25 protein-coding genes, 1 tRNA gene and 1 CRISPR repeat array are annotated in these 23,528 nt (G+C 65.2%); of the genes, 10 read left to right on the forward strand and 16 right to left on the reverse strand.

Features of this window, described 5'->3' with window-relative positions; all coding sequences use genetic code 11:
* Positions 1 to 2: 2 nt before the first annotated feature.
* From dnaK to OXC99_12405, 4 genes are all read left to right on the forward strand, one after another.
* Entirely contained in the window at positions 3 to 1,886 is a 1,884-nt protein-coding gene (gene dnaK / locus OXC99_12390) for a molecular chaperone DnaK (protein MCY4625780.1), read from the forward strand.
* A gap of 290 nt (positions 1,887 to 2,176) precedes the next feature.
* Positions 2,177 to 3,472: a transposase gene (locus OXC99_12395; protein ID MCY4625781.1), complete on the forward strand. Its 1,296-nt coding sequence runs from the start codon at positions 2,177 to 2,179 to the stop codon at positions 3,470 to 3,472.
* A 56-nt stretch (positions 3,473 to 3,528) separates the two neighbouring features.
* Positions 3,529 to 3,862: direct repeats of the CRISPR family, unit length 29 nt; unit sequence GGTGTCCCCGTACGCGCGGGGGTGCTTGG.
* A 172-nt stretch (positions 3,863 to 4,034) separates the two neighbouring features.
* Positions 4,035 to 4,367, forward strand: a complete 333-nt coding sequence (locus OXC99_12400) for a hypothetical protein (GenBank protein ID MCY4625782.1) — start codon at positions 4,035 to 4,037, stop codon at positions 4,365 to 4,367.
* Positions 4,368 to 4,391: 24 nt separating this feature from the next.
* Complete coding sequence (locus OXC99_12405) at positions 4,392 to 4,835, forward strand: nucleotide-binding protein (protein MCY4625783.1); 444 nt, start codon at positions 4,392 to 4,394, stop codon at positions 4,833 to 4,835.
* Positions 4,836 to 4,852: 17 nt separating this feature from the next.
* Here the strand turns inward: OXC99_12405 and OXC99_12410 are convergent, their stop codons facing one another.
* Positions 4,853 to 6,019 (reverse strand): acetoin utilization protein AcuC, encoded by a 1,167-nt coding sequence (locus OXC99_12410; GenBank protein MCY4625784.1) that lies wholly within the window; start codon positions 6,017 to 6,019, stop codon positions 4,853 to 4,855.
* Positions 6,020 to 6,133: 114 nt separating this feature from the next.
* Here OXC99_12410 and OXC99_12415 point away from each other — a divergent pair.
* Positions 6,134 to 6,208: transfer RNA gene (locus tag OXC99_12415), tRNA-Met, on the forward strand.
* Between the two features lie 70 nt (positions 6,209 to 6,278).
* Here OXC99_12415 and OXC99_12420 read toward each other — a convergent pair.
* From OXC99_12420 to OXC99_12435, 4 genes are all read right to left on the reverse strand, one after another.
* A complete protein-coding gene (locus OXC99_12420; protein ID MCY4625785.1) occupies positions 6,279 to 7,430 on the reverse strand; it encodes a cobalamin-independent methionine synthase II family protein in 1,152 nt (383 codons plus the stop codon).
* Between the two features lie 73 nt (positions 7,431 to 7,503).
* Entirely contained in the window at positions 7,504 to 8,655 is a 1,152-nt protein-coding gene (locus OXC99_12425) for a cobalamin-independent methionine synthase II family protein (GenBank protein ID MCY4625786.1), read from the reverse strand.
* Positions 8,656 to 8,796: 141 nt separating this feature from the next.
* Positions 8,797 to 9,237, reverse strand: a complete 441-nt coding sequence (locus tag OXC99_12430) for a hypothetical protein (GenBank protein ID MCY4625787.1) — start codon at positions 9,235 to 9,237, stop codon at positions 8,797 to 8,799.
* Between the two features lie 30 nt (positions 9,238 to 9,267).
* Positions 9,268 to 9,654, reverse strand: coding sequence for a RidA family protein (locus OXC99_12435; protein MCY4625788.1), 387 nt, complete (start codon positions 9,652 to 9,654; stop codon positions 9,268 to 9,270).
* A 640-nt stretch (positions 9,655 to 10,294) separates the two neighbouring features.
* Here OXC99_12435 and OXC99_12440 point away from each other — a divergent pair.
* Together OXC99_12440 and OXC99_12445 are read left to right on the forward strand one after the other, a co-directional pair.
* The gene (locus OXC99_12440) at positions 10,295 to 10,822 is read left to right on the forward strand and encodes a DinB family protein (GenBank protein ID MCY4625789.1); all 528 of its coding nucleotides are present in this window, start codon (positions 10,295 to 10,297) and stop codon (positions 10,820 to 10,822) included.
* 6 nt (positions 10,823 to 10,828) lie between these two features.
* Positions 10,829 to 11,431, forward strand: coding sequence for a hypothetical protein (locus tag OXC99_12445; GenBank protein MCY4625790.1), 603 nt, complete (start codon positions 10,829 to 10,831; stop codon positions 11,429 to 11,431).
* A 1-nt stretch (position 11,432) separates the two neighbouring features.
* On the opposite strand, the gene OXC99_12450 is transcribed toward OXC99_12445, so the two are convergent.
* The 6 genes from OXC99_12450 to OXC99_12475 form a co-directional block, all read right to left on the reverse strand.
* The gene (locus OXC99_12450; protein MCY4625791.1) at positions 11,433 to 11,624 is read right to left on the reverse strand and encodes a hypothetical protein; all 192 of its coding nucleotides are present in this window, start codon (positions 11,622 to 11,624) and stop codon (positions 11,433 to 11,435) included.
* Between the two features lie 251 nt (positions 11,625 to 11,875).
* On the reverse strand, positions 11,876 to 12,178 hold the full coding sequence (locus OXC99_12455) for a hypothetical protein (protein MCY4625792.1): 303 nt from the start codon (positions 12,176 to 12,178) through the stop codon (positions 11,876 to 11,878).
* Between the two features lie 19 nt (positions 12,179 to 12,197).
* Positions 12,198 to 12,473, reverse strand: a complete 276-nt coding sequence (locus tag OXC99_12460; GenBank protein MCY4625793.1) for a MoaD/ThiS family protein — start codon at positions 12,471 to 12,473, stop codon at positions 12,198 to 12,200.
* Positions 12,474 to 12,476: 3 nt separating this feature from the next.
* The gene (locus tag OXC99_12465; GenBank protein ID MCY4625794.1) at positions 12,477 to 14,780 is read right to left on the reverse strand and encodes a xanthine dehydrogenase family protein molybdopterin-binding subunit; all 2,304 of its coding nucleotides are present in this window, start codon (positions 14,778 to 14,780) and stop codon (positions 12,477 to 12,479) included.
* A complete protein-coding gene (locus OXC99_12470; protein ID MCY4625795.1) occupies positions 14,780 to 15,265 on the reverse strand; it encodes a (2Fe-2S)-binding protein in 486 nt (161 codons plus the stop codon). Before OXC99_12470 ends, OXC99_12465 begins: the two co-directional genes overlap by 1 nt.
* 4 nt (positions 15,266 to 15,269) lie before the next feature.
* The gene (locus tag OXC99_12475) at positions 15,270 to 16,139 is read right to left on the reverse strand and encodes a xanthine dehydrogenase family protein subunit M (protein ID MCY4625796.1); all 870 of its coding nucleotides are present in this window, start codon (positions 16,137 to 16,139) and stop codon (positions 15,270 to 15,272) included.
* Positions 16,140 to 16,396: 257 nt separating this feature from the next.
* Here OXC99_12475 and OXC99_12480 point away from each other — a divergent pair, with 257 nt between their 5' ends.
* The 3 genes from OXC99_12480 to OXC99_12490 all read left to right on the forward strand — a co-directional run bounded on the left by OXC99_12480 (position 16,397) and on the right by OXC99_12490 (position 19,324).
* A complete protein-coding gene (locus OXC99_12480; protein ID MCY4625797.1) occupies positions 16,397 to 17,587 on the forward strand; it encodes an ammonium transporter in 1,191 nt (396 codons plus the stop codon).
* A 51-nt stretch (positions 17,588 to 17,638) separates the two neighbouring features.
* Positions 17,639 to 17,992, forward strand: a complete 354-nt coding sequence (locus tag OXC99_12485; protein MCY4625798.1) for a P-II family nitrogen regulator — start codon at positions 17,639 to 17,641, stop codon at positions 17,990 to 17,992.
* Positions 17,993 to 18,139: 147 nt separating this feature from the next.
* The gene (locus OXC99_12490; protein ID MCY4625799.1) at positions 18,140 to 19,324 is read left to right on the forward strand and encodes an LLM class flavin-dependent oxidoreductase; all 1,185 of its coding nucleotides are present in this window, start codon (positions 18,140 to 18,142) and stop codon (positions 19,322 to 19,324) included.
* Between the two features lie 77 nt (positions 19,325 to 19,401).
* Here OXC99_12490 and OXC99_12495 read toward each other — a convergent pair whose 3' ends face one another.
* From OXC99_12495 to OXC99_12515, 5 genes are all read right to left on the reverse strand, one after another.
* Positions 19,402 to 19,695, reverse strand: coding sequence for a zinc-ribbon domain containing protein (locus tag OXC99_12495; GenBank protein ID MCY4625800.1), 294 nt, complete (start codon positions 19,693 to 19,695; stop codon positions 19,402 to 19,404).
* A 209-nt stretch (positions 19,696 to 19,904) separates the two neighbouring features.
* Positions 19,905 to 20,555 (reverse strand): MOSC domain-containing protein, encoded by a 651-nt coding sequence (locus OXC99_12500; protein ID MCY4625801.1) that lies wholly within the window; start codon positions 20,553 to 20,555, stop codon positions 19,905 to 19,907.
* A 41-nt stretch (positions 20,556 to 20,596) separates the two neighbouring features.
* A complete protein-coding gene (locus OXC99_12505; protein MCY4625802.1) occupies positions 20,597 to 22,219 on the reverse strand; it encodes a thiamine pyrophosphate-binding protein in 1,623 nt (540 codons plus the stop codon).
* Between the two features lie 8 nt (positions 22,220 to 22,227).
* The gene (locus tag OXC99_12510; GenBank protein MCY4625803.1) at positions 22,228 to 23,037 is read right to left on the reverse strand and encodes an alpha/beta hydrolase; all 810 of its coding nucleotides are present in this window, start codon (positions 23,035 to 23,037) and stop codon (positions 22,228 to 22,230) included.
* Between the two features lie 93 nt (positions 23,038 to 23,130).
* Complete coding sequence (locus OXC99_12515) at positions 23,131 to 23,514, reverse strand: hypothetical protein (GenBank protein ID MCY4625804.1); 384 nt, start codon at positions 23,512 to 23,514, stop codon at positions 23,131 to 23,133.
* Positions 23,515 to 23,528: the final 14 nt, after the last annotated feature.

Here is a 23,528-nt window from a genome sequence, read left to right on the forward strand (position 1 = left end):
ACATGCCAAAGGTACTCGGCATAGACTTGGGCACCACCAACTCGGTGGCCGCTTATGTGGAGGCGGGGCAGCCCATCATCCTGGAGAACGCCGAGGGCTCGCGCCTGACGCCCTCCGTCGTCGCCGTCAACCCCAAGACTGGAGAGCGCTATGTTGGTCTCGCAGCCAAACGGCAGAGTGTGGTCAACCCGGAGCACACCGTCTACTCGGCGAAGCGTCTCATCGGCCGCACCATGAACGATCCTGTGGTGCAGGACGACGTCAAGCTCCTGCCCTACCAGATCCAGCGAGGCGGCAATGGTGACGCCCACGTTGTCATGGGCGACAAGGCTTACTCTCCCACGGAGATTGCGTCCCAAGTGCTGCAGAAGATCAAGCTGGACGCCGAGACCAAGCTCGGCGAGAAGATTACGGAGGCGGTCATCACCGTCCCGGCATACTTCAACAACTCCCAACGTCAGGCCACGACCGACGCCGGCAAGATCGCCGGTCTGGAGGTCCTGCGCATCATCAACGAGCCGACGGCCGCCGCGCTGTCCTACGGCATGGACAAGCACGCTGAGGCCACCGTCGCGGTCTTCGACCTCGGCGGTGGCACCTTCGACATCTCCATCCTCCGCATTGGCGAGGGCGTCAACGAGGTGCTCTCCACCAACGGCAACACGCACCTCGGCGGCGACGACTTTGACCAGAAGAGCGTCGACTGGCTAGTCCGTGACTTCAAGCAGGAGACCGGCATTGACCTCGGCGCCGACCGCATGGCCCTCCAGCGTCTCAAGGAAGCCGCCGAGAAGGCAAAGGTCGAGCTTTCCTCCGTTACGCAGACGGAGATCAACCTGCCCTTCATCTCCGCCGACTCTGCCGGCCCCAAGCACTTGGTGCGCACCATGACTCGCGCGCAGCTCGAGCAGTTGACGGAAGAGCTCCTCAACAAGGTGGACGCTCCCTGCCGCCAGGCCATGACCGACGCCAGCGTGAGTTCCGCCAACATCGACGAAGTCATCGTCGTCGGCGGCATGACCCGCATGCCCGCCGTCATCGAGAGGGTGAAGACCCTGTTCGGCAAGGAGCCCAACCGCTCCGTCAACCCGGACGAGGCTGTCGCCGTCGGCGCCGCGCTTCAGGCCGCCGTGCTCAAGGGCGAGGTGCAGGACATCCTGCTGCTCGACGTCACCCCGCTGACCATGGGCATCGAGACTGAGGGCGGCGTGCGGCACGCGCTCATCCAGCGCAACACCACCATCCCCACCTCCAAGTCCGAGGTGTTTACCACAGCGTCTGACAACCAGGGCAGTGTGGAGGTCCACGTGCTGCAGGGCGAACGGCCCATGGCCGCCGACAACCGCTCCATCGGCCGTTTCATGCTCGACGGGATCCTGCCCGCCCCACGCGGCATCCCAAAGATCGAGGTCACCTTTGACCTCGACGTCAACGGCATCCTGAGCGTGTCCGCCAAGGACCAGGCCACCAACCGCGAGCAGAAGATCGTCATCAAGGAGAGCTCCGGTCTCTCCGATGACGAGATCCAGCGCATGATGAGCGAGGCCGAGCAGAACGCCGAGGACGATGTCCGCAAGCGCGAGGAAGCCGACCTGCGCAACACCGCCAGCCAGCTCGCCTACAGCGCCCACAAGATGCTCAACGAGCAGGGCGAGCAGGTCCCGGAAGACCTCAAAGCCGAGGTCCGCGCCCAGGCCGACGCCCTGCAGCAAGCCGCCCAGACCGAGGAGCCCGCCAAGCTCCGCGCCATGGTCGACGAGCTCAGCGCGACGCTCCAACGCGTCGGCTCCGCGGTGTACCAGCAGGCTGGCGCTCCCGCCGACGGCGCAGACGCCCCGGACGCCACCCCCGACGACACCGTGGAAGGCGAGTTCCGCGAGGTCTAGGCCACAAGGTTTCTCCCCCATAGTAGGGGAGGTTTAGGATGGAGGCCCCGTCCCCCACCCGCGCTGGGCCTGCCCCGGCCGTTCGTGCTGAGCTTGTCGAAGCACAAGGCCTGTTCACCCTGAGGGAAATCGAAGGGCGAACGGGCTACTTGGCATGTTGCCGTCTGGGCAGGAACGCAGAGGACGGAGTAGCCGCAAAACCCGAGAAATCGCCTGGATAGCTGCTTGCCCATACTGCGAGGAGCCTTTATCCTACATCATAGAATGAATGTGCTATCCGTAGAGCGTGAATGAAGCAGCAGAAGGCCCAGATCATCCAATTGCAGCCGACCGAGGAGCAGCGCGTCTACTTTGCCCGCGCCTCCGGTATTGCCCGCCTTGCCTTCAACTGGGCACTGGACTGGTGGAACGAGCAATACAAACTCCACAAGGAGGAGGGAGCGCCCAGGCCAAACCGAGTCAACACCTGGAAAGCCTGGTGCGCCCACAAGCAGGCTTGTAAAGATGAGCGTCCCTGGCTGTACGAGGTCTCGTCGGATGTGCCCAAGTGGGTGATCTATGAGTCGCTGCCCAGAGCGTTCGCCAACTGGTGGAATCCCAAGACCCGGCAAGGACCGCCCAATTTCAAGAGCAAGCGCACCGCCCGCCGGGTTTTTGTGGGACAGGACTCCTGCAAGCCCGCCAACTTCCGCCATCGCGGCATCCGGCTGGCGAAGTTGGGGTGGGTGCGCTGCCGCTCCCAACTGCGCTGGCCGGCGAGCCAGGTCAGGCGCGTCACCGTCTTTGAGCAAGCCGGCAAGTGGTATGCCTCCATCCTGTTTGAGGACCCGGACTACACCCCGCCCGTCCACGAGAACCAAGCGGGCGCGGTGGGCGTGGACCTGGGTTCCCGCAAGCTGGCCGTGGCGTACGACGGGGAATCCTTCCAGCAGTGGGAGAACCCCAAGGCCCTGGATGGCGCGCTGCGCCGGTTGCGCCGCTGGCAGCGGAGGGCCGCCCGCCGCGGGGTGCGCGACAGCAAGCGGCGGGTGCTGGAGGTCACCCGCCGCCTTCGGAAGGCCAACAGCCGCATCGCCCGGCTCCACAAGCGGGTGGCGGACATCCGCCGTTGGCACGGGCACAACGTCTCCAACGCCTTGACGCGGGACTACGCCGTCGTCGGGACGGAGGACCTCAATGTCAAGGGCATGATGCGTTCGGCTAAGGGAACGGTGGAGAATCCAGGCAAAAACGTCAAGGCAAAGTCGGGTTTGAATAGAAGTGTGGCCGACGCCGGCATGGGGGAGTTGCTGCGCCAGATTGACTACAAGGCGCACTGGCGCGGCGGGGAGCGCCGCCAGGTGGGGCGCTTCTTCCCCTCCTCCAGGACGTGCAGCGACTGCGGGTACAAGCACGACGGGCTGCAGGCCCGCGAGCATTGGGCTTGCCCCTTCTGCGGCGTCGTCCACGACCGGGACGAGAACGCCGCCGTTAACATCTACAGAGAAACGGTAGGGGGAAGCACTCCCGAACCGGCGGACTTCGGGCCGCGAACGCCCGTGGAGTCCATGGCCTCTGCTCAAGGTCAGCTACGGCTGCTCGAGTAAGCTGGGACAGTGAAGCGGGAACCATAACCGCGCGTTAGGGCGCCTTTCGCGTTAGGGGTGTCCCCGTACGCGCGGGGGTGCTTGGAGCAGCCTCCATCCACTCCAATTCCTTCATCTGGTGTCCCCGTACGCGCGGGGGTGCTTGGGAGTACATGTGGCGGCATATGCGGATGCTGACGGTGTCCCCGTACGCGCGGGGGTGCTTGGACCCGCACCCCCTTCCCCCAGAACATCAAGACGGTGTCCCCGTACGCGCGGGGGTGCTTGGTAGTAGCAGGTCAGGTCGCGGTAGTCGGACGAGGTGTCCCCGTACGCGCGGGGGTGCTTGACGACCTACACGGAGAAGGCAGGGCGCCGCGCCGGTGTCCCCGTACGCGCGGGGGTGCTTGGGGAGAGAGGCATGACCACACAGGAGCAGACCCGGTCGCGGGGGTGCTTGTCTTCCGCGCTTGGCGCCCGTCAGTGGCAAAGCGGTGTCCCCGTACGCGCGGGGGTGCTTGGTGTTCAGGGGCAATAGAGGTGGGGTCCTGTACAGTAGGTCTTATACGTTGGAGGTAACAGAATGGCCGGGCCAACAAAGCAAAGAGCCATAGAGCTACTGCAAATATCTCTTGACGCCATACCAGGATTGAAAGACGTAAAGCACAATACGCCTGAAGTTGATCCATGGCGTAGGAACACCCGTGTCACTATTCAGAACGTGTTTGAAGGATCCCAATCTCATGTTCGGGAGTTTACAAGAATCTGGCTAGGGGAAAATTACTCCGAAAGCGACTCCTTTTACCAGGATCGGCACATAAAGAGACTGGAAGCATCAGCTTCCATACTCCAATCAATGATCAGTGAAATTGAAAACTTCTGGCCGGAAGACATTCAAGAAACCAACTCTCAGTAAGTCGCCAAGACAACTGAACTCTCCATGGGACGGAAAGTCTTCCTCATTCACGGCCGCAATCACGGTACCAGAGACACCGTGGCGCGGTTCTTGGAGAAGCTGCAAATAAAGGTAGTCATTATGATGGAGCAGCCCAACCAGGGTCGGACTTTGATTGAAAAGCTTGAAGGCAATGCCGACACCGACTTCGCCATAGCGCTCTTGACGCCCGACGACGAAGGGGGGCTGAAAGGCGGGGTGCAGAAGGCTCGCAGCAGGCAAAACGTAATACTTGAGTTGGGCTACTTCATGGGGCGATTAGGGAGAAACAGAGTGTGTGCCTTGGTCCAAGGTGACGTTGAGATACCAACAGATTACTACGGTGTCGTATACATAGACTTTGACGACTCAAACGCTTGGCAACAACAGCTCATAGGAGAACTCAAGGCTGCACGGTTCAGCATCGACGCCAACCGTGCCTTCACATAGGACAAGGCTAAGCCCCCTCACGCCCCCGCCGACAACCCTTGCAGTGGAAACCCCTCCCGCCGCAGATCCTCGACGCTTGCTCTTGCGTAGTCCTGCACCCGCGCCGACACCTCCGGCGGCAGTTGCGCCTGCTCCGGGTCGTCGAGGCGATCTACGCCGTGGGTATGCGCAAAGGCGGGCGGGGCTGTGTCCGGCCACTCTTGGCCGAGCATGACGCCGTAGGCGCGGGTCCAGGCGCGCATTACTGCGCCGATGTCGTAGCCTCCACCCCCGAGCGCAAGCCAGCGCCCGGGTGATAGCCCGGCCAGTTCCCGGACCACCTGCGTGTACCCCTGCACCGTCAGGCGGAGGTGGGTGATGGGGTCCAGGACGTGCGTGTCTATGCCGAGCTGGGTAACCAGGACGTCCGGCTTGAAGGCTTGCACCATTGGGGGCACCACCTCACGGAAGGCCCACAGGTAGGTCTCATCGTTCGTGTAGGGGAAGAGGGGGACGTTCACGGCGTAGCCGCGGCCCGCCCCTGTGCCTATCTCGTTGGTGAAGCCGGTGCCCGGGAAGAGGAACTCGCCGGACTCGTGGAAGGAGATGGTGAGCACCTGGTCTGTGTCGAAGAAGCCCACCTGGACGCCGTCGCCGTGGTGACAGTCTATGTCCACGTAGGCGACGCGCGCCCCCGCCGCGACCATGTGCCTGATGGCGATGACCGGGTCGTCGAAGATGCAGAAGCCTGACGCGTGGCCGGGCATGGCGTGGTGCAGGCCGCCGGAGAAGTTCACTGCCGCCGAGCACCGGCCGCTCAGGAGTTCCTCCGCCGCCGTGAGCGACGCCCCCGTCGTCCAGAGGGCGGCGTCGTACATGCCCTGGTAGACGGGGTTGTCTCCCATGCCGCCCGCGGCGAAGTTGAAGAGGGCCGCCTCCTCCAGCCGCTCTCCGCGGCTTAGGGCCGCCACAGCCTCCACATACGCGGGCGAGTGGTAGGTGTGCACCTCCTCGACGCGGGCCTGCCGCGGCTCCATGAGCGACGCATTGGCCAGCGTGAACGCTCCGAGCGCCTCCAGGAGCTCGTAGGTGTGGCGGAGGCGGTAGGGGCGGAAGACGTGGGTCTCGCTGAGGACGTGGCGCGTCAGCCGGTCGTGGTAGACGAAGGCTGCGGTGCGCGCGTCGTCGGGCGGGGGCAGGCTCATGGCGCGGAGGATACGCGGCCCGCCGACGTACGCGCAAGGGCGCCGCGTCAGTGGACGGTTGGGGTCAGGAGGGTGTATAGTACATGTTGACCCCTCACCACTGAGGGCTACCGTCGCGGGGTGGAGCAGCGGCAGCTCGTTGGGCTCATAACCCAAAGGTCGGAGGTTCGAATCCTCCCCCCGCTACCAACAGGCCACCACAGGAAGCGCCCCTCGCACGAGGGGCGCTTCCTTTTTGTCCATGCTCGGACGCGGACTACTAGCCCCAAAGCTCTGCGCTTGCGATGCGGGCGCCCTCTGACATTGCCCTGAACTTCTCCCAGCACACCTTTGCGTGGCCGACCCGCGAACCGATGCCGCAGTCCGTGCCGGCCATGAGGCTCTCCTTGCCGACGACGTCCGCGTAGCGCAGCAGCCGCTGGGCTACGAGCTGCGGGTGCTCGATGAAGTCGCTGGCATGGCCGATGACGCCGGGGATGAGAACCTTGCCGTCGGGCAGCTTGATGTCGCGCCATACCGCCCACTCGTGCTCGTGCGCGGGGTTGGAGGCCTCGATGGAGTAGCCGACGGACTTCACTTTCAGGATCAGGTCCGCGATGTCGGCCAGCGGAATGTCGTACATGTGCGGCCCCTTGTAGCTCCCCCAGCACGTGTGAAAGCGGACCTTCTCCTCAGGGATGTCGCCGATGGCGTGGTTCAAGGCCTCAATGCGGAGGTTGGCGAACTTCCTGTATTCCTCGACGCTCATGCCGGGGTTCATTTGCCAGCCGTCGGGCAGGTCCGGGTCGTCGATCTGCAGCAGGAAGCCGGCGTCGACGATGGCTTTGTACTCCTCATGCAGCGCGTCGGCAAGCGCGAAGAGGAATGCCTCGTCCGAGGGGTAGTACTCGTTGGCGAGCCAGTGCTCGACGGTCCCGGGTGTGACGGCGGGCAGAAAGGCTTCCTCCGGCGTGTGGCCCTGCAGCCCGGCGTTGAAATTGTCAATGTCCGCCTGAATTCCCGCCTGTCCCGTGTAGGTGATGGGCCCGACGACGAAGAAGGATGGGTTGGAGCCAGCGCCTGTGAAGCCCCCTCGCTGTGCGAAGTAGCCCGAGAACTCCTGCATGTCCCGACCGTTTATGCCGGGAGGCGCCGGGCCGTCCTTCGGCGTGCGCCGCTCAATGCCGCCCATGCGCTCGCCGATGTAGCTGGTGAACGTGACCTTGCTCACCTCACCGTCGTTGACGCTGTCGATGCCCGTCTCAATCTGCAGACCCACGTTCTCCGCGATGACAGAGCGGATCGTATCGGTCATCGCCGGCTCGTTCACCGGTTCTCCGCGGCTCTTGGCCACGACCATGTCAAGGAGCTCGCGCGGCCTTGGCAGGGTACCGGCGTGCATCGTTCGGATGTGGTCTGTGCTACGGATCATGGCTCCTCCTCTATGGCGCAAATCCAGCGTCTACGCGGCTGGAAATGCCTGGCTGCCCTGCAGTGGCCCGGTCCTAGCCCCAGAGCTCCGCGCTTGCGATGCGGGCGCCCTCAGACATTGCCTTGAACTTCTCCCAGCACACCTTGGCATGGCCCACGCGGGCGCCGATGCCGCAGTCCGTGCCGGCCATGATGTTCTCCTTGCCCACGACGTCGGCGTAGCGCAGCAGCCGCTGCGCCACGAGCTGCGGGTGCTCGATGAAGTCACAGGCGTGGCCGATGACGCCGGGGATGAGCACCTTGCCGTCGGGCAGCTTCACGTCGCGCCACACCGTCCACTCGTGCTCGTGCGCGGGGTTGGAGGCCTCGATGGAGTAGCCGACTGCCTTCACCTTCAGGATGAGGTCAACGATGTCCACCAAGGGGATGTCGTGCTTGTGGGGCCCCTTGTAGCTGCCCCAGCAGGTGTGGAAGCGGACTTTCTCCTCCGGGATGTCGCCGATGGCGTGGTTCAGCGCGTCTATCCGCAACTCGGCGAACTTCTTGTATTCCGGGACGGTCATGTCCGGGAACATCTGCCAGGCGTCGGGCAGGTCGGGATCGTCGATCTGGAGCAGGAAGCCCGCGTCGACGATGGCCTTGTACTCCTCATGCAGGACGTCGGCGAGGGCGTAGAGGTAGGCCTCGTCCGTGGGGTAGTACTCGTTGGCGAGCCAGTGCTCGACGGTGCCGGGAGTAACCGCCGGCAGGAAGGTCTCCTCCGGCGAGTAGCCCTCTAGCGCCGCATTGAAGTTGTCGATGTCCGTCTGAATGGCGGCCTGACCCGTGTACGTGAGCGGCCCAACCACGAAGACCGAGGGGTTGGAACCGGCCCCGGTGAAACCGGGCTTGCCATCGAAGTAACCAGGGAAATCGATTTCGTCGCGCCCATTGACACCTGGAGGCGCAGGGCCATCCGCAGGCTTTCGTTGCTCTATTCCGCCCAGGCGCTCTCCGATGTAGTGGGTGAAGCTGAACTTGTGCACCTCGCCGTCGTTGATGCTGTCGATGCCGGTCTCGATCTGCAGGCCCACGTTCTCGCGGATGACGTCCCTGACCAGGCTGGTCAGAGCAGCCTCGTCCACAGGTTGGCCTATCATCTTGGAGAAGGTCATGTTGAAGAGCTCCTGCGGCCTGGGCAGGGTGCCTGCGTGCATAACGCGAATGCGGTCTGTGCTTCTGATCATGTTGTCCTCCGCAGTGGGCACAGGCCCACCTTTGGTGTATTCCCTGTGCCCCATGAAAGTACATCGGCGTAACTGCCGCCGCAAGCCCACACTGGGAATAGTGAGTATCCGTATCAGAGCAACGCAGGCCGTCGCCCGCCCTCACCATTCCCGGCCCACTCCGCTGTTCTCGTTGGCGATAATGCGGAGCTTGCTGACAAAGTTGTCGGCGCCCCAGTTGGGAAGCCGCCACAGCGTCTGCTCCGACTCAGGAATGCGCGGCGAGACGACCTGATGCCCCACGAGTTTGCCCTTCGCCCCCATCACCAGCGCGGCCAGCCCAGCGATTATGGCAAGCCACGCGGTGAAGGGCGCCCAGGTCAGCGTCAGAATCGCGCCGCTCACCACCAAGACCACGCCGATCACCATGATGCGGTGGTCGGTCACGTGGACACGCTCCACCGCCGTCATGCCGATGCGCGAGATCTCGCGGAAGACGCCGTCCGCATCGTCGTTGCGCAGCAGCCGATGGTTGGTCAGGTAGAACGGCGGGTGCTGCAACTCTATGCGCTCGCCGTCATGCAGATGTTCGTGGACGCTCATTCTTGCCTCTCGCCAATTGCGGTCCTTCAGCTAGTCGGGAATGCAGGCGGTGACCATGATCTCCACCACCAGGTCGGCGCCCATCAGCGTGGACTGCACCGTTGCGCGGGCGGGCTTGTCCTGGGTGAAATACTCGTTGTAGACCTCGTTGAAGGCGGCGAAATCGCCGGCGTCCTTGAGCCAGCACGTCGCGGTGAGCACGTTGTCGAGCGACGTGCCCGCCTCCTCGAGGCAGATCTTGATGCGCTCCAGCACGTTGCGGGTCTGCTCCCGGACGTCGGCGCCGACCTCTCCCGTCGCAGGGTTGCGCCCGGTCTGCCCGGACACGTACACCATGTTGCCGAACCGGGTGGCGGGGGACAGGCTGGGGTTTCCGCGCCCCAGGGCCTCTGGCGCGATGATCTCCTTCTGCGGCATTGCTCTCCTCCTTGCGCTGCTCCCGGAACCGTACCCGCTCTACGGGGAGGGCGCAAGTGGACTCGCTCGGAGGACGCGTCGAGATGGGGGCATTGGAATGGATTCGTCCTGGCGGCGGCAGATAGGGGAGAGGAGGTTGTTCCTGCTTCGTTTTGAAGGGAATGTGTCGCATTTCAGCTACAAGCCCATTGAAAAGGTTTTTTGGGGGCAGCATCCTCCCGACTTTGGGGGCCGCAGCAATGGCGGCAGTCGATGCGGATCTTGACGGCGCGGTCTCGTGCAGCCAGGAGTGGATGCGGCCCAAAACAACCGTGCTCGCCTTGTAGCTAACTCGGCACATTTCAGCTACAACGCGAGTAATTTTCTTCAGCAGCACTTCCGGCGGAAGCGATGAAGTGGAGATACACTGTTGGGGGAGCACGAGTCCGTCAAACATGAGGAAAGGGTATAGGCAGTTCATGGTTACGGGCAAAGGGTCTGTGTCATGGGTGACTCTTTGGCAGGCCCGGGGCGAAATGCCCGTTTGACAGCCCTTCTGAGAGGCCCCTACAATCCCGATGCTTTCCCAAACCGCGAGCGCCAGGCCCAACTTGCGGCCTGAGGGCCGCGGGGCACAGACCATCGGCAACGGAGGCGATACATGGAAGCCACTGAACTCGTCAGCGATTCCCTGGGCAGGATTCAGAACGCCATCCGGCGGGTGCTGAACGATCTCCCGGATGAGCACCTTTACTACCGGCCGACGGCGGACGCGAACCCCATCTGCTGGCTCATCTGGCACCTGACCCGGGTGCAGGACCACCACATGTCCGACCTGCTGGGCAAGGAGCAGCTCTGGACGGCGGACGGTTGGCACGCCAAGTTCGGGCAGGCCGCGGACATCAGCAACACGGGCACGCGCCACACCATCGAGCAGGTGGAGTCCATCCGCGCCGACGCCGAGACGCTGCAGGGCTACTACGACGCGGTCTACGAGCGCTCCAAGGAGGTCCTCGGGTCGCTGTCGGCGGAGGACCTGGAGAAGGAGATCAACGAGCCGCAGTACACGCCGCTGCCGACCATCGGCGTGCGGCTGGCGAGCATCATCAGCGACAACACGCAGCACGCGGGGCAGGCGATGTACGTCCGCGGGCTGATCCAGGGTCTCGGCTGGAGCGGGGGGCCGTAGGGCCGCATGTTCCCGCTTGACGAAAAGTACTACGTGCTGGGGTTCGACCCCGGCGGGCCTGACGGCTTTGGGTGGAGCATCTGCGAGGTCTTCGGCGACATCGTGCTCCCCGCACGGGGCGGCGCCGGCCACCACGTGGCCGAGGTCATGGGCAAGGTCATCAACTACATCCACGACCAGGCGAACATCCTCGGCATAGGCATCGCGGCGCCGCTGTTCTGGGCGCCCACGGGCACGCGGCGCGTCGACGGCATCGTTCGCGACGCGCTGGCGTCGAGCGGGCACCCCGACCCGGCAGGGGCGGCGCCGGAGATCGGCGACGCGAGCGGCGAGCGGCTGGTGCAGGGGCACCTGCTGGCGGCCGACATCTGGCAGCACTACCAGATACCCATCACCGAGGTGAACCCCAAGGCGCTGCTATGGCTGCTCGACGCGGAGACGAAGCGCGACCAGGAGATCAACGAGGGCTCGCCGGACGCGGTGGTAGCGGCGTTCGCGGGGTACTGCATGCACGAGCGGCTGCCGGGGTGGCGCAACATCTACCTGGACGAGCCGAACCCGATCCTGCCGCTGGACACGCCGGTCAGCTACTGGATGCCTGTGCGGTAGGTTAGCCGCCGGGCCGCGCCGCCGTTCTGTCCGCCTGCCTCACGGTGAAGGAGATCTCGCCTTCCTGATGGTCGTAGACCATGCGCCACCGCTGCAGGATGTCCCGGCCAAGGACGGAGGGGAGGCCTTGCGTGTTGGATGGGTCGGGGATGAGTAGTCCCAAACGGTAAACATAGTAGGTCGGGCCGTCCACAAAAGCCAGGATCCCCTCAACCTAGTAGGCCTGCTGACTTCCTCCGAATCCCCTTGTGGCTACACGAGGCGATGAGGACAGCGAACTCAAGTCGGCTTTGAGGTTGGTCAAGTCCCTATGCAGGACACAGGTAGAGTCTGCGCCGGTGTCCACTACAAACCTTACACGGCCCTGGACGGAAAATTCGGGAATGCTCAGAATGCCTTGGAGGCGCAACTCACCGGTTACCGGGTGAATGCCTCCCGTCAGCACTACAGAGACCCAGCGGCCAGGATGAGAATCGGCGGGTCAGGATCCAAGTGCTCGTAGACAGCGTTGTTCCGGCGCAGCCCCTGCTGATCCATGCAGCGCAACAATTCCGCATGGCTATCCGCAAACACCCACACATCACCTTCCGCCAAGGCAACCCACTGGTTGGGCCGTTCCTTGATCAGCTCAATGATCCGGCTGTACAAAAGCATATGCCGACGGTCGAAGTCGTCGCCGTCCCGGAACATCTGCTCAATGCCGCCGAAGGCTTCTATTGCTTCGTCGAAGATGTCTTTTTTCGCCATGATTGCCTCCCTTAGGCAACTATAGCACGCCGCCCGCGATGGAGGGGAGGTAGTGGACCTCGTCGTCCTCGCCGACGGGCTCGTGGAGGGCGTAGCCGACGGAGATGCCGTTGATGACGACGGTTACACCCGCTCGGATGCGGTCGCGTTCGTCGTCGACGAGGCGCTCCCAGAAGCCGGGGTGGGCAGCGTCGAGGTTGCGGGTCCCCTGCCGCACCGTGGCCCCGGGGACGACGACAGTCTGCGCGCCGCCCGCGAGGTCACGGTACGGACTGGGTATCCATACTGTTGCCACTGACTAGCCTGCTCCGTTGCTCTCCGATTCCTTGTCCCAGAGAGCCTTGACGATCTTGTGGGGCGCCATGGGCAGTTCCTGCATGCGGACGCCCACGGCGGCCTCGATGGCGTTGGCCAGCGCGCCGAGGGGCGGGACGATGCTGATCTCGGCGACGCCGCGGACGCCGAAGGGGTGGTCGGGGTTGGGGACCTGCACGAGGATGGCGTCGATGTCCGGCAGGTCGAGGCTGGTGGGCATGCGGTAGTCGAGGTAGCTGGAGTTCACCATGCGGCCGTCACCGTCGTAGAAGTACTCCTCGTTGAGCGCCCAGCCGACGCCCTGGGCGGCTCCGCCCTGCACCTGGCCCTCGACGTAGGATGGGTGGATGGCGACGCCGACGTCCTGGGCGGCCGTGTACTTGAGGATGTCCACCTTGCCGGTCTCCGGGTCGACCTCGACGTCGACCATGTGGGTGCTGAAGGACGGGCCAGCGCCGCGCGGGGCGACGGAGGCGGCGGTCGAGATGGGGCCGCCGGTCTCCATGAGCTTGCCGGCAAGCTCCTTGAACGTCAGCTTGAGCTCACTCTCGGCCTTGGAGAAGAAGACGCCGTCGGCGAAATCGACGTTGTCGACGTCGGTCTCCCAGAGCCGGGCGGCGCGGGCGCGCATCAGGTCGACGGCCTGCTTGGCGACCTGCGCGATGGCGACGCCGTTTCGGAGCGTGGTGCTGCTGCCGGCGGTGAGGCCGTTGTAGCCGATGGAGTCCGTGTCCTTGATGCTGGGAATGACGTCCTCGGCAGGGATGCCGAAGGACTCGGCAGTCATCATGGCGAGGGAGACGCGGGAGCCGCCGATGTCGGGCGAGCCCTCGGCGAGGCTGACGGTGCCGTCGGGGTTGATGCTGACGGCGCAGCTCGCGGGCATGCCGGCGTTGCCCCAATAGCCGGAGGCGACGCCGCGGCCGCGGTTGGGGCCGCCGAGGCCGGACTTGTAGTGGTCGGTCGCCTTGAGGGCTTCCATGCACTCGATGTTGCCCATGACGGGGTGCTGGACGCCGTCTGCGCGGCGGTCGCCTTCCCTGGCGGCGTTCTTGATGCGGAACTCGAGCGGGTCGATGCCCAGCTTCTTCGCAAGCTCGTCCACGACGCTCTCGGCGGCGTAGCAGGTCTGCGGGGTGCCGGGCGAGCGGTAGGCCGCGGACTTGGGCTTGTTGACGACGACATCGTAGGCGTCAATGAGGACGTTCTCGATGTTGTAGGTGGTGAACATGCCCTGCGCGCCGGCGCCGACGGCGGAGCCGGGGAATGCGCCGGCCTCGAAGACGAGCTCTGCGTAGGCGGCGGTGATCTTCCCGTCTCTGGTGGCGCGCATCTTGCAGACCATCAGCGAGCAGGAGGCGGGGCCGGTGCCCTCGAAGACCTCGGAGCGGCTCATCATCATCTTGACCGGGCGGCCCGAGCGCTTCGACAGGACGGCGGCGGGGACCTCGAGGTAGACGGGGATCTTGCCGCCGAAGCCGCCGCCGATCTCCTGGGGGGTGATGCGGATCTTGGAGACGGGGTGCTTCAGGATCTCGGCCATGAGCTGACGCTGGTTGAAGGTGCCCTGGCTGCTGTTCCAGACCTGGATGCTGTCGTCGTTGTTCCAGAGCACGGTGGCGTTCTGGGCCTCGATGTAGCCCTGGTGCACCCAGTTGGTGGTGAACTCACGCTCGACGATGACGTCGGCCTTCTTGAAGCCTGCCTCGACGTCGCCGAGGCGCATCTCGGTGCGGCCCGCGACGTTGCTCTTGGTGCCGGTGTCGGTGCCGGGGTCGAAGCGGTAGGCCATGGTCTTGGTGGTCTGCTCCGGGTGAAGCAGCGGGGCATCGGGCTTCATCGCATCGCGGCCGACAAGCACGGGGGGGAGGACCTCGTACTCCACCTCGATGAGGGCGAGGGCGTCCTCGGCGATGTGCTGGTTGTCTGCGGCGACGGCGGCTACTGCATGGCCGCGGTAGAGGGCCTTCTTGTGGGCCATGACATTGTTGGAGAGGTGCATGGTGTTGATGGAGGTCTCGCCGTCATCCAACTCCATGTCGGCGGCCACAGGCAGGTCTGCGCCGGTGATGACGGCGCGGACGCCGGGGAGGGCCTCGGCCTTGCTGGTGTCGATGCGGACGATGTTTGCGTGGGCGTGGGGGCTGCGGAGGATCTTGCCCCAGAGCTCGCCCGTCAGATGGAAGTCAATGCCGTAGATGGCGCGGCCGGTGACCTTGTCGGCGCCGTCGTGGCGGATGGGCCGCGTGCCGATGACCTTGTAGTTGCGCTCTTCTACCGTCGTCATTAGCTCTTTCCTCCCATTTGCTCCGCCGCGTCCACGACGGCCCTGACGATCTTGTCGTAGCCCGTGCATCGGCAGAGGTTGCCGGCAAGCCAGTGGCGAATGCGGTACTCGGACGGGTTCGGCTCACGCTCGAGGAGCGCCTTGGAGGCGACGATGAAGCCCGGCGTGCAGATGCCGCACTGCAGCGCGGCGTTCTCCAGGAAGGCTTGCTGAATGGGGTGCAGGCCCTCGGGCGAGGCGACGCCCTCGATGGTCTCGACGGTGGCGCCGTCGGCCTCAACGCCGAGGACGAGGCAGGAGTCCACGATACGGCCGTCGAGGTTGACGGTGCAGGCGCCGCAGTTGCCGTCGTTGCAGCCCTCCTTGGTGCCGGTCATGTACAGAACGTCCCGGAGCACCTCAAGCAGGCTCTGGTTGGCCTCACAGAGGAAATCTGTAGCCTCACCGTTGACGGTGGTCCGGACGTGAATCTTCTCGGATGGCATCTTCTTAGGCCTCCTTCGCGCGCTGAATGGCGTTGCGCAACGCCCGGGTGGTGAGCACGCCCACAAGGTGCGTGCGATATTCGGCTGTGCCCCGCATGTCGGAGATGGGCTTGGCGGCGGCCCGTGCGGCCTGCGCGGCCTCGGCGATAGCCTCGTCCGAGGGCGCCTTGCCGACGAGGGCAGCGCCCGCTTCCTCGGCGAACACGGGCGTCGGCGCGACGGAGGCGAGGGCGACGCGGCATTCGGTCACCGTGTCGCCGTCCATGACGACGGATGCGCCCGCGCCCGCGACGGCGATGTCCATCTCATTCCGCGGGATGAAGCGGAGGTAGCTGGCCCCGAAGTTGGCCGGCGGGGCCGGCATGCGCATTGCGACGAGGAACTCGCCGGGCCCGAGGACGGTGCGACCGGGGGCGGTGCAAAAGTCCTCGACCGGCACGTCCCGGCGGCCGCCGGGGCCCGCGACCTCGGCGACGGCATTGTGGGCGATGAGAGCCGGGATGCTGTCGCCGCTGGGGGCCGCGTTGCAGAGATTGCCGCCGAGCGATGCCCGCCCCTGGATCTGGATGCCGCCGATAAGGGTGACGGCGTCCATGAGGCCGGGGTAGGCCTCGGCGATGGCGTCATCCTCGTAGATGCGGTGGCATGGCACGGCTGCGCCAATGCGGAGGCCGGCCTGGGGGTCGTAGGAGAGCTCGTTCAGCTCCGGGATCTTCTTGACGTCGACGATCCGGTCGACGGCCCTCCGGCCGCCTCGGAGTTGGACGATGATGTCTGTGCCTCCCGCCAGGGGCCGCGCGGCCTCACCCTTTTCCGCAAGGGCCGCGACCGCCTCCTCAACGGTAGTCGGGGCTACGTATTCAATGGGGCGCAATCGTTTCCTCCCTCGTTTGATGGAGTAAGCCGGACAGACGCAAGTGGCCTGCGGAGGCATAGGTCATGGGCCGGAAAACTCTGTGGGCATGGTACCTATGCCAGATTGGCAATGTCAACCAACGGGAGGGCAGGCAAAGTTCACCGATGATTAACAATTTTGTAACACGAATGAAATGCGCGTGAAACACCTGCGCGCGATTATAAGTGTCGACCTAAATTTGGCCGGAGACAAGCCGGTCGCAAGTGGAGGGGTTCATGGATAGCGGGAACACTGCGTGGATGCTAACGGCGTGTGCCTTGGTGTTGTTCATGACACCGGGGCTCGCCTTCTTCTACGGAGGGCTTGTTCGCAACCGGAACGTACTCAGCACCATCATGTTCAGTTTCATGGCCATGGCGGTGGTGAGCATTGTCTGGGTGCTATGGGGCTACAGCCTGGCATTCGGAGACGGGAACGAATTGATCGGGGACTTCTCCGTGCTTGGGCTGGAGGGGTTGACGGGAGATGACCTGCTCTTCGCGACGTTCCAGATGATGTTTGCCATCATCACCCCCGCCCTAATCACGGGCGCGATCGTAGAGCGGTTCAAGTTCACGACATACCTCATCTTCCTGGTACTGTGGGTCACGCTTGTGTACGCGCCGATCTGCCACTGGGTATGGGCAGAAAACGGCTGGATCTTCGGCATGGGCGCACTGGACTTCGCGGGCGGCACGGTGGTCCACATCAACGCGGGTGTTGCAGCCATCGCGGCGGCGTACCTGGTGGGCAAGCGGCGCAACCCGGCGCCTGAGCCCCACAACGTCCCGTACGTGGTCCTGGGCGCAGCCATCCTGTGGTTCGGCTGGTTCGGATTCAACGCCGGCTCAGGCCTGGCGGCCAACGAGACCGCGGTAAGCGCATTCATCGTGACCAACATTGCGGCGGCGACGGCGGCCCTGACGTGGGGCGTTATCTCCCACATACAGACGGGCAGGATGAGCGCAATCGGCGTTGCGACAGGCGCGGTTGCTGGCCTTGTGGCCATCACGCCGGCATCCGGTTTCGTGGGAGTCATGGGGGCGCTGGGCATCGGCTTCGGCGCGGGAATCTTCTGCTACTTCGCGGTGCTGCTGCGCGCGAAGACCAACCTTGACGACGCCCTGGAAGTGGCGGCAGTCCACGGAGTCGGCGGACTCTGGGGCGCGCTGGCCACCGGCATCTTCGCGGTCGAGGCCATCGGCGGCACGGCGGGGCTCATCGAGGGCAACGCCGAGATCATGGGCACGCAGGCAATAGCGGTCCTCGCCACCATCGGCTACTCGCTGGTTGTCACGTTGATTATCCTGAAGGTGCTGGACCTGATTCCAGGACTGGGCCTGCGGGCGCCGGAGACAGTCGAAGACCAGGGACTCGACCTGGCGATGCACGGCGAGCGCGGATATGTCAGCGACGGCGCTGACTAGGCGAGCGGGCTGTCGAATCAAGCTCGAAACCAGCAAAGAGGGAAAGAAGCAATGATAAGTATTGAAGCATTGGTCAGGCCGGAGCGGATTGGACAGGTCACCCACGCGCTAGAGGAGGCCGGAGTCCCAGGGTTCTACTACTACAACGTAACCGGCCAGGGACGCCAGCGCGGCGTGGAAGTGTTCGTTGGCAGGGCGGGGCAGATCGCAACCCGGTCCGCCGTGCAGAAGACGTGCATCCGCACCGTGGTGAGCGACGACATGAAGGAAGCCGTCATCACCGCCATCACAGAGGCGGCCAAGAGCCCCGGCGAGGGCGAGATTGGCGACGGCAAGATCTTCGTGACGCAGATCGCGGACCTGGCGCGGGTGCGCACAGGCGAGCGGGGTGACGCCGCCCTGTAACGGCAGACCCTGGAAACGTCGAAACGCGGGGCCCGTCCCAATTGTGGGGCGGGCCCCGCTGCGTTACTTGACTGATTGCCGCTCCCTGCCTAGCCTACTTGTGACGTTGCCACCCCGCATGCCAATCAACCCAGAGGAGCCAAACCTATGAAGGTCTTTGCCTTTGACCTGCTGCCATACGGCGAGCACCTGTCCCACCTTCGCGTCGGGTCGGAGCTGCCGTGGCCGCTGCCCAAGGAGCACTTCGACCCGGAGGTCGCCGCCCGCACCTACGCCGAGCACCTGGAGGCGTGGGCGCTCATGGACGAACTGGGCTACGACGGCATCGGCTTCAACGAGCACCATACGTCGCCCTACGGGCTGATGAACTCGCCGAACATCATGGCCGCGGCGGCGGCGCAACGGACCAGCAACCTGAAGCTGCTGATCTACGGGAACCTGCTGCCCATACACGACCCGCTGCGGCTGGCCGAGGAGCTCTCGATGGTCGACTGCCTCTCCGGCGGGCGGCTCATCTCCGGCTTCGCGCGGGGCATCCCCCGCGAGCACAACGTCTACCAGGTGCCGATGCGGGAATCGCGCCCCCGGTTTGAGGAGGCGTGGCAGATCATCAAGCGTGCGTGGACGGAGGAGGTCTTCTCCTTCGAGGGCGACTTCTGGACGTACCGGGACGTCGCCATCTGGCCGAGGCCGTACCAGCAGCCACACCCGCCGGTCTGGACGCCGGTCACGGGCAGCAAGGAGACCATCGAGTGGGCGGCGCGCGAGAACATCCCCATCACGCCGGGGCTCTCGCCGCACATGGGCGTTCGCCGCGACATCGTCAAGTACTACGCGGGGAAGCTGAGCGAGAGCGGCTTCAGCGTCACGCCGGAGCACCTCATCATGCCGGCCAACGCCTTCGTGGCGGACAGCCGCGAGCAGGCGCTGGAGATGGCGGGGCCGTACACGCTCTACTTCAACCAGACGCTGTTCAGCCACGGCAACATCACTGAGGCATCATTGCAGACGGAGCAGGGCTACCTGAACTCGGGCGCCTACGACTACGTGCAGCCGGAGAACCGGCCCTTCATGTCCGGCAACCGCGAGGTCTACCGGAACATGACGATGGAGAACCTCGCCGGCAACCGTGACCTCGCGTGGGGGCCCGCCGACGAGGTCCGCGACAAGCTGATCGCGGCGGCGGACGCCGTCGGCGCGAACACGCTGCTGGTCAGCTTCAACCGGGGCGCGATGCCCAACGAGATGTTCATGGAGCAGCTCCGCCGCTTCGGCAAAGATGTCCTGCCGGCGCTGCAGGCGCACCAGGTGACCGAGGTGCCGCTGGACTAGGGGCAGGGGTCAATGCTGGGCAAAAGAAGAAGCGGCTGCCGATACGGCAGCCGCTTCTATCTCAGATACGCTCGGGTCTAGCGCCGCCCGCCAATCTGGCTAAAGCAGTCGCTGCAGTAGACGGGGCGATCGCCACGGGGCAGGAACGGGACCATGGTGTCCTGGCCGCACTGCGCGCAGACCGCCGGGTACATCTGCCGGGGACCGCGGTCGTAGCCGCCGCTGGCGGCTCGCCGGGCTGAACGACAAGTCGGGCAACGCCGCGGCTCGTTCGTAAACCCCTTCATGGCAAAGTACTCTTGCTCGCCGGCTTCAAAGGTGAAGTCGGCGCCGCACTCTACGCAGGTGAGCGTCTTGTCCTCAAATGCCATCGGTAACCTCCTTTCTTCCAGGATAGGAACGGGACCGGTCACCGATGCATTGAGGGCCGTTTGTGACTTTGACACTTTGCATCATTGGATCGGACCACCACCCTTGCACCATACCACAACCAGGAAAGCTGCGCCAGTGGCTTTCTTGCTTTTCAACCCCTTGACCGTTACGGAAAGCTCAATTTCCGGCGGGCATCAGCATTCCGGCATCACCGCGCCGCGGCGTTGGCGAGCAGCTCCGCAAAGGCGTTGCGCCATCCCTGCGAGAGCGCGGGCAGATCCGCAGCCCTGCGGAAGCCCTCCACGTTGCCGCGGTCGAAGTAGCGCAGGTGCGAGACGGCGCGGACAGTGAACGCCTCCGGGTCCGACTTCACCCGCTCGACCGCGTCGCCCGCCTTGATGACGCCCTCGCGCACGACGCGCAGGTAGAAGCCGATGCGCCCGCTGGCGAGGAACTGCTTGGGGAACTCCAGCAGTCCCATCTTGTGCGCCAGCTTGTAACACGGCGTCCGCGGCTGCGACACCATCACGACAGCGCCGCCGATGGCGAACTCGTCACCAATGCGCACCTCGTCCTCAGACAGGCCCGCGATGGTGAGGTTCTCACCGAACTGGCCCGGCGGCCACTGGGGCTGGCCGAGCTCCTTAGACCAGTAGGCGTAGTGCTCCCAGGGGTAGACGTACGCGGCCTGGTCAGGCCCGCCGTGCGCGATGGGGTCGCCCTGCGCGTCGCCGTCGAAGTCGAGGGTGCGCAGCATGACGGGGCCGTCGACGGGGGTCTTGAAGATGGCGGTGGCAACCTCCACCCCGTCGATGGTCTCAATCCGCGGCAAGGACACGTTGACGGAGATGACCTGCATGGGGCGCTCCCAGAGTCGAGATGGCACAGGGCCGGCCGTCATCAATCATACACCGTGCGAGCATAGGAGTCCGGGTCGATGTAGGCCTCGATGACGGACGGGCCGTCCAGCGACATTCCCCAGTCGAGCGCCTCACCCAGCCCGGCTTCGTCATGGACGGTGCGGGTGGGGACGCCGAAATACTCCGGGGGCGTCGGCGGCGGCTCGCCGAGGAATGAGCCGCCCACGCCGTAGCTCTTGCCCTGCTGCTTCAGCTTGATGAGCGCGAGCCAGCCATCGTTGAGCACGACGATTGGCAGCGGCAGGTCCAGGCGGCGCATGACGGCCAGCTCGCCCGCGGTCATCTGGAAGCAGCCGTCGCCGACAACGCCGACGACGCGGCGGTCAGGGTGCGCCAGCTTCGCGGCGATGGCGCCCGGGATGCCGTAGCCCATGGACGACCAGCCGTTGGTGGAGACGCAGGTGTTGGGCAGGTCCGTGCGCCACTGCGTCGCGATCTGGTGCGTGTGCGCGCCCACGTCGTAGACAAGGATCCCATCGGCAGGGAGCTTCTCTCGGAGGTTGTCGAGCACGCGGTGGGCACTCATGGTTGCCGTCTCCGGGCGCAGGTCGGCGTCGAGCTGCGCGCGGTGCACGGCCCACTCCTCGACCGACCAGTCGTTGGCGGCGGGCGCAAGGCCGGCGATGCCGCGGAGGGCCTCGTCCATGTAGGTGGCCTCGTTGAAGCGCACGTCGACGCTGCCGTCGACGTCGGCGGCCTGATTGGCGACGTGCACCACGGGAATCGAGCCAGCCCACTCCTCGTAGTTGATCTCGATGGGGTCGTAGCCGACCGCGATGACGAGGTCCGCGCCGTTGATGAAGCGCTGCACGTTGGTGCGCCGCGCGCGGCCGAGAACGCCCGCCCAGTTGGGGTGGCTCTCAGGGAGCCAGCCCTTGCCGTGCATGGTGGAGATGAACGGGATGCCCTGCCGCTCGACGAAGGCCTGGAGCGCGTCGGCGGCGCGGGTGCGCGTGAAGCCGAGGCCCGTCATGACGACGGGGCGACGGCTCGCGGCGAGGGCGTCGGCAACTGCGGCAACGGCATTGCCGGCGGCTACGGCTGCGGATGCGTCCGCGGCGGCTGTCTCGACGGTGGCCCCGTTTGGCACGGCGGCTGCGTCCGCGGGGGCCTCGGCGGCGCCTACGTCCTCGGGCAGGTCAAGGTGAACGGGGCCCGGCGGCTCCGCCGTCGCGATGGCCAGCGCCTCCGTGACCCGCGCGGCGACGTCTGTGTGGCGCAGGGGGAGTGAGGCTTTCGTGATGGGCGCGAAGAGTGCGTGGTGGTCGATGCGCATCTGGATACGGCGCTCGAGCCACGGCGTGGGCACGTTGCACGTGATGGCGACGAGGGGAGCGCAGTCGAGCCAGGCGCAGCCGACGCCCGTCGACATGTTGGTCGCGCCGGGGCCCAGCGTCGAGAGGCAGACGCCCGGCGTGCCGGTGAGGCTGCCGACGGCGCTGGCCATGAAGCCGGCAGAGGTCTCGCTGGCGGTGAGCACGTACCTGACGGACGTGCGCTCCAGGGCGTCGATGAGCGGCAGGACGGGCCCGCTGGGCACGCCAAATACCCACTTGACCCCCGCCGCCTCCAGCGTTTGGGCAATGAGGTCAACGTTCTTCATCGCCGGGGCTACTCCCCGTTGCCGAGGCCGCAGTCCTTGAGGAAGCGGTGCACGAGGAAGTTGAAGACGTCCGGCAGCTCGAAGTACATGGAGTGCCCGCACTGCGGGACCTTGATGAGCGAGGCGTTGGGGAAGAGCGCGCAGGCCATCTCCAGCACGTCCGGAGGCTGCAGCACGTCGTCCTCACCGCCGATGAAGCGCGTGGGCATCGTGACGCGGGCGAGGTCGTCCTCGGTAATATCGGCGACGCTGGGGCCGGAGATCTGGGACATGGTGGCGCCGAGGAGACGCGCCTGCGTTGACGGGTTGAAGCCGCTGATCTTGAGGTAGAGCTCCGTCGAGACAGGGTCGCGCTCCCGGAAGCTGGGGGAGAGCACGCGCTCGGCCTGCGCCATCGCGTCGGTGGCCTTGCGGACCTCCTCCTGCCGCGCGGCGAGGGCGCCGGTCGACTCGAAGAAGCCGGTGGTCGCGGCCATCACCAGCGCCTGCACGCGCTCGGGGCGCTTGACGGCGAAGCCGAGGCATGTGCGCCCGCCCATGGACTGCGCGACGAGCGAGGCCTTCTCGATCTCCAGGTGGTCCAGCAGCGCCTCAAGGTCGTCCACGAAGGCTGCGCGGCCGGGGCCGCCCTCGACGTCGCGGGATATGCCGAAGCCGCGGTGGTCGAAGTTGATCACGCGGTACCACTGCGAGAAGTACTTAACCTGTTTCCACCAGATGGCGTGATTCCCACCAACTCCGTGGGCAAGGACGACGGCAGGGCCCGTTCCTGTGGACTCATAGAAGAGGTCTATTCCGTTGATCTTCGCGAAAGGCATGGTGGCCTCCTTCGACCCCGTTTGGGGCGATTGAACATCAGCCGCAAGGGGGTGTCAAGGAGAGCAGGGTTATTGAGGGAGGCGGGAAGACGGCTACGGCGATGAATCCGCGGCGGGCCTGCCCGTCGTGAGGAGGTATGCAGTGTAGAGGAGACCAAGGAGGGGGACGACGGCCAGTATGGCCGGAATTTCCCAGTCGCCCTTCGTTGATCCCGTTGCAATAGACAGCGCATAGTAGCCGTCGGCCAGCGCAGTCGCCAGCAGCAACGTAGCGGCGGCGGCGAGGGCGGGCTTGCCAAGCGACGGCATGAACACGACCGCCAACAGGCCGACAGCGCTCAGTGGGTGCAGGAGAGTCAGGAGCAATCGGGCAAATGTGTCATCGCCGTCGGCAAAGGAGCCGACCAGGGCCAGAAACGCCGCAAACAGGCCGTAGAGAACGGCGACGACCTGCATGGGGACAAGGAGCTTCTTCATGGGGTGAGGATAGG

Source organism: Chloroflexota bacterium, assembly GCA_026713825.1.
GTDB lineage: Bacteria > Chloroflexota > Dehalococcoidia > Lucifugimonadales > UBA1127 > UBA1127.

What these genes read in the sequence shown, in the direction of transcription:
- dnaK (MCY4625780.1), top strand. Translation starts at nt 3, where the DNA reads ATGCCAAAGGTACTCGGCATAGACTTGGGCACCACCAACTCGGTGGCC.
- OXC99_12395 (MCY4625781.1), top strand. Translation starts at nt 2,177, where the DNA reads ATGAAGCAGCAGAAGGCCCAGATCATCCAATTGCAGCCGACCGAGGAG.
- OXC99_12400 (MCY4625782.1), top strand. Translation starts at nt 4,035, where the DNA reads ATGGCCGGGCCAACAAAGCAAAGAGCCATAGAGCTACTGCAAATATCT.
- OXC99_12405 (MCY4625783.1), top strand. Translation starts at nt 4,392, where the DNA reads ATGGGACGGAAAGTCTTCCTCATTCACGGCCGCAATCACGGTACCAGA.
- OXC99_12410 (MCY4625784.1), bottom strand. Translation starts at nt 6,019, where the DNA reads ATGAGCCTGCCCCCGCCCGACGACGCGCGCACCGCAGCCTTCGTCTAC.
- OXC99_12420 (MCY4625785.1), bottom strand. Translation starts at nt 7,430, where the DNA reads ATGATCCGTAGCACAGACCACATCCGAACGATGCACGCCGGTACCCTG.
- OXC99_12425 (MCY4625786.1), bottom strand. Translation starts at nt 8,655, where the DNA reads ATGATCAGAAGCACAGACCGCATTCGCGTTATGCACGCAGGCACCCTG.
- OXC99_12430 (MCY4625787.1), bottom strand. Translation starts at nt 9,237, where the DNA reads ATGAGCGTCCACGAACATCTGCATGACGGCGAGCGCATAGAGTTGCAG.
- OXC99_12435 (MCY4625788.1), bottom strand. Translation starts at nt 9,654, where the DNA reads ATGCCGCAGAAGGAGATCATCGCGCCAGAGGCCCTGGGGCGCGGAAAC.
- OXC99_12440 (MCY4625789.1), top strand. Translation starts at nt 10,295, where the DNA reads ATGGAAGCCACTGAACTCGTCAGCGATTCCCTGGGCAGGATTCAGAAC.
- OXC99_12445 (MCY4625790.1), top strand. Translation starts at nt 10,829, where the DNA reads ATGTTCCCGCTTGACGAAAAGTACTACGTGCTGGGGTTCGACCCCGGC.
- OXC99_12455 (MCY4625792.1), bottom strand. Translation starts at nt 12,178, where the DNA reads ATGGCGAAAAAAGACATCTTCGACGAAGCAATAGAAGCCTTCGGCGGC.
- OXC99_12465 (MCY4625794.1), bottom strand. Translation starts at nt 14,780, where the DNA reads ATGACGACGGTAGAAGAGCGCAACTACAAGGTCATCGGCACGCGGCCC.
- OXC99_12470 (MCY4625795.1), bottom strand. Translation starts at nt 15,265, where the DNA reads ATGCCATCCGAGAAGATTCACGTCCGGACCACCGTCAACGGTGAGGCT.
- OXC99_12480 (MCY4625797.1), top strand. Translation starts at nt 16,397, where the DNA reads ATGGATAGCGGGAACACTGCGTGGATGCTAACGGCGTGTGCCTTGGTG.
- OXC99_12485 (MCY4625798.1), top strand. Translation starts at nt 17,639, where the DNA reads ATGATAAGTATTGAAGCATTGGTCAGGCCGGAGCGGATTGGACAGGTC.
- OXC99_12490 (MCY4625799.1), top strand. Translation starts at nt 18,140, where the DNA reads ATGAAGGTCTTTGCCTTTGACCTGCTGCCATACGGCGAGCACCTGTCC.
- OXC99_12495 (MCY4625800.1), bottom strand. Translation starts at nt 19,695, where the DNA reads ATGGCATTTGAGGACAAGACGCTCACCTGCGTAGAGTGCGGCGCCGAC.
- OXC99_12500 (MCY4625801.1), bottom strand. Translation starts at nt 20,555, where the DNA reads ATGCAGGTCATCTCCGTCAACGTGTCCTTGCCGCGGATTGAGACCATC.
- OXC99_12505 (MCY4625802.1), bottom strand. Translation starts at nt 22,219, where the DNA reads ATGAAGAACGTTGACCTCATTGCCCAAACGCTGGAGGCGGCGGGGGTC.
- OXC99_12510 (MCY4625803.1), bottom strand. Translation starts at nt 23,037, where the DNA reads ATGCCTTTCGCGAAGATCAACGGAATAGACCTCTTCTATGAGTCCACA.
- OXC99_12515 (MCY4625804.1), bottom strand. Translation starts at nt 23,514, where the DNA reads ATGAAGAAGCTCCTTGTCCCCATGCAGGTCGTCGCCGTTCTCTACGGC.